Genomic DNA, 2,407 nt, shown 5'->3' with positions numbered 1-2,407 from the left:
CTATTGAGATACTCCCCTGATTAATTGCCATCCAGCAGTTACCTGAGGGGAAGCCCACTTGATATATTTCACAACCAACCAGGGTAGTGAAAGCATGACAGTCCCTGCCAACAGGATGATCATAATGAATAGATTACGGCAAATTTTTTGAATGATTACTAGTAAGCCCTGCTCCCCAACAATTAGTCTTTGGTAATGGTCTCTAATCACCTCAAGATTGGGAAGAATGCCAATAACTTTATTTAAAGTGCCAATAATTTCAACATTCTTAGTTAAAAGGGCTTTCGTTTCTTTTAGTCCTGATACACTAACCTTCACTCCAGGAATATCAGGTAAAGCAACAGGTACCTTTTCAATCTCAACTCGCACCTTAGGAATCTTAAGAATAGGTTCTTTAGGAATCTTGGGAATATCAAATACGAACACAACTGGCTTGTTTAACTCCCTGCTGCTCAATTTAACTTTTGGTTTAATCGGCAGTTCAGCATCAGGAATCGGAATAGTCGGAAGCTCTATTTCTTCAGGAATACTATCAATTGTTTCGACCGTTTTAGCCAGTTTTTTATCTAGATCACCAATCGGTGCTATGGCACTACCAATAACATTTCCCGTTTGCTCGAATTTGCCACTGATAGTCACCAGAGCGCTATCGATTTCTTGTACTGGTCCACCCACAAGACTGTTGATATCCAGCACAATCGTGGCTAAGGTTAGAATAACTACTAATAGGTAAATAACTGGTATCAGGGCTTGGATAATCAACCCTATACCTCGAATTCTAGCCATGGTGAAAGTTAGCAGTGATTACACTAACTTTCACTTTAGTACAGCTAGCTCAATAGTTGCCGAACCACAAGCTTAGCTAAGCATTCAGCGGTGAGCCGTCAGCCGTCAGCCGTCAGCCATTCGCGTAGCCTGGCCAAAGGCTGACGGCCTGTTGCTGTACAAAATCGTGGGTTTTAGGGAGCAGGGAGCAGGTAAGAGGAACCCACCCCTAGGGCGTGTCTTCAAACTCGGAGATCCCCCTAAATCCCCCTTAAAAAAGCAGGGCTAATTCATTGTGATCACAGAAAATTAGAGTAGCCAGAAACTAGTGTAAACTATCAAAGTGAACTCAATATGGAACTCTCGTTCCTCTCCCTGATGAAAACTAATCTGATCGAAGCGTTAGCCCAGCTCCCAGATTTTCGTGCTCCCAGAGGAAAACGCGGTTAATTTGGCTGTTGGTGATTATGGCAACGATGAGCGATTGCTATGGTTATCGAGCCTTGGAAGATTTTGCTCGTCGTCATCACCAAGCCTTGCTCGAAAACTTAGATTTACCACCAATGGGTTTTCCTATTACTCGACTTTTCGGAGAGTAATGATGAGTATTGATTTTACTCAATTAGCCCAAGTTTTGACCAACTGGATTAGGGATGGTGTGCCTACCCAAGAGGGTGATTGGTGCTTGAGTTGATGGCAAAAGTATCAAAGGGACAGTGAATAATTATGCTCAAGCTTATCAAGACTTCGTTTCGGTAGTTTCTGTTTTCAGTAGTCGCTGTGGAGTAGCCCTAGCCCTAGAACAATTTCGTAATAAAAAAAGTAGTGAAATTGACGTTGTGCCGTTGCTTTTAGCCAATTTAGGGATAGAAGGAGTAATATTGAGCTTTGAGGCTTTACACTGTCAAAAAAAACTGTCAAACTAATTGTCGAAAGTGGAAACGACTATGTAATGGCTGTGAAAGGTAATCCCAAAAATCTCTACAAACAAATCAAACTCAACACTCAAAAAACTCAACCCATAAGTGTTGACATAAGCCGGGAAAAAAGAAGTGACCGTCTCACCACATTAACTGTATCTGTTTTTGATGACATCATATGCATAAGTGACGAGTGGCAAGGTCTAGCTAGTCTTGTCAAACTAGAACGCATCGGTACAAGAGCAGGTAAGCCCTACCAACAACTCGCTTATTATATTAGTAGTAAATGTCTCGATGCCGCACAATTTGCCCAAGGCATTCGTGGTGATTGGGGAATTGAAAATCGTTTACATTGGGTTAAGGACGTGGTACTTGATCAGGATAGTTCCAGGATACAATTTGGTAATGCTCCTGGCAATCTCTCAATGTACCGTAGTTTAGTCATCGCTATCTTACGCTACCACGGTTATTCTTCTATCACCACGGCACTCCGGTCGATTGCTGATGATATAGAGAAGATTTTGCGGTTGATTGGAACCCAAAAGGTCGTGTCGTAGCCATTTGACGGTGTGCCAAAGCAATCGCTGTCTCACTCATAAGCTATGACTTATAGGTTCGCTCCCTAGAACCGGTGCAGGTTTTTAGCGATTGAGTGCTCACCAACCATTGACTGACAACGACATTTCCCAAATCCTGTTACCTAACCCCCCTGATCCGCATAA

The 2,407-nt window shown here is 42.6% G+C and carries 4 protein-coding genes; 3 read left to right on the top strand and 1 reads right to left on the bottom strand.

Features of this window, described 5'->3' with window-relative positions:
• Complete coding sequence (locus F6K20_RS34330) at positions 1-786, bottom strand: hypothetical protein (protein WP_008187111.1); 786 nt, start codon at positions 784-786, stop codon at positions 1-3.
• 446 nt (positions 787-1,232) lie between these two features.
• Between F6K20_RS34330 and F6K20_RS34325 the strand changes: the two genes are divergently transcribed.
• The 3 genes from F6K20_RS34325 to F6K20_RS34315 all read left to right on the top strand — a co-directional run bounded on the left by F6K20_RS34325 (position 1,233) and on the right by F6K20_RS34315 (position 2,242).
• Positions 1,233-1,364, top strand: coding sequence for a transposase family protein (locus F6K20_RS34325; RefSeq protein WP_143764225.1), 132 nt, complete (start codon positions 1,233-1,235; stop codon positions 1,362-1,364).
• Positions 1,365-1,481: 117 nt separating this feature from the next.
• Entirely contained in the window at positions 1,482-1,691 is a 210-nt protein-coding gene (locus F6K20_RS34320; RefSeq protein WP_008187105.1) for a hypothetical protein, read from the top strand.
• A 26-nt stretch (positions 1,692-1,717) separates the two neighbouring features.
• Positions 1,718-2,242: an ISAs1 family transposase gene (locus F6K20_RS34315; RefSeq protein ID WP_008187103.1), complete on the top strand. Its 525-nt coding sequence runs from the start codon at positions 1,718-1,720 to the stop codon at positions 2,240-2,242.
• Positions 2,243-2,407 lie beyond the last annotated feature (165 nt).

Origin of the sequence: Moorena sp. SIO2C4, assembly GCF_010672485.1 — a bacterium.
In the GTDB taxonomy this organism is placed as follows: Bacteria; Cyanobacteriota; Cyanobacteriia; order Cyanobacteriales; family Coleofasciculaceae; genus Moorena; species Moorena producens.
Note: the sequence above shows the minus strand (reverse complement) of the source record. Positions and strands in the feature narration are given on the sequence as shown.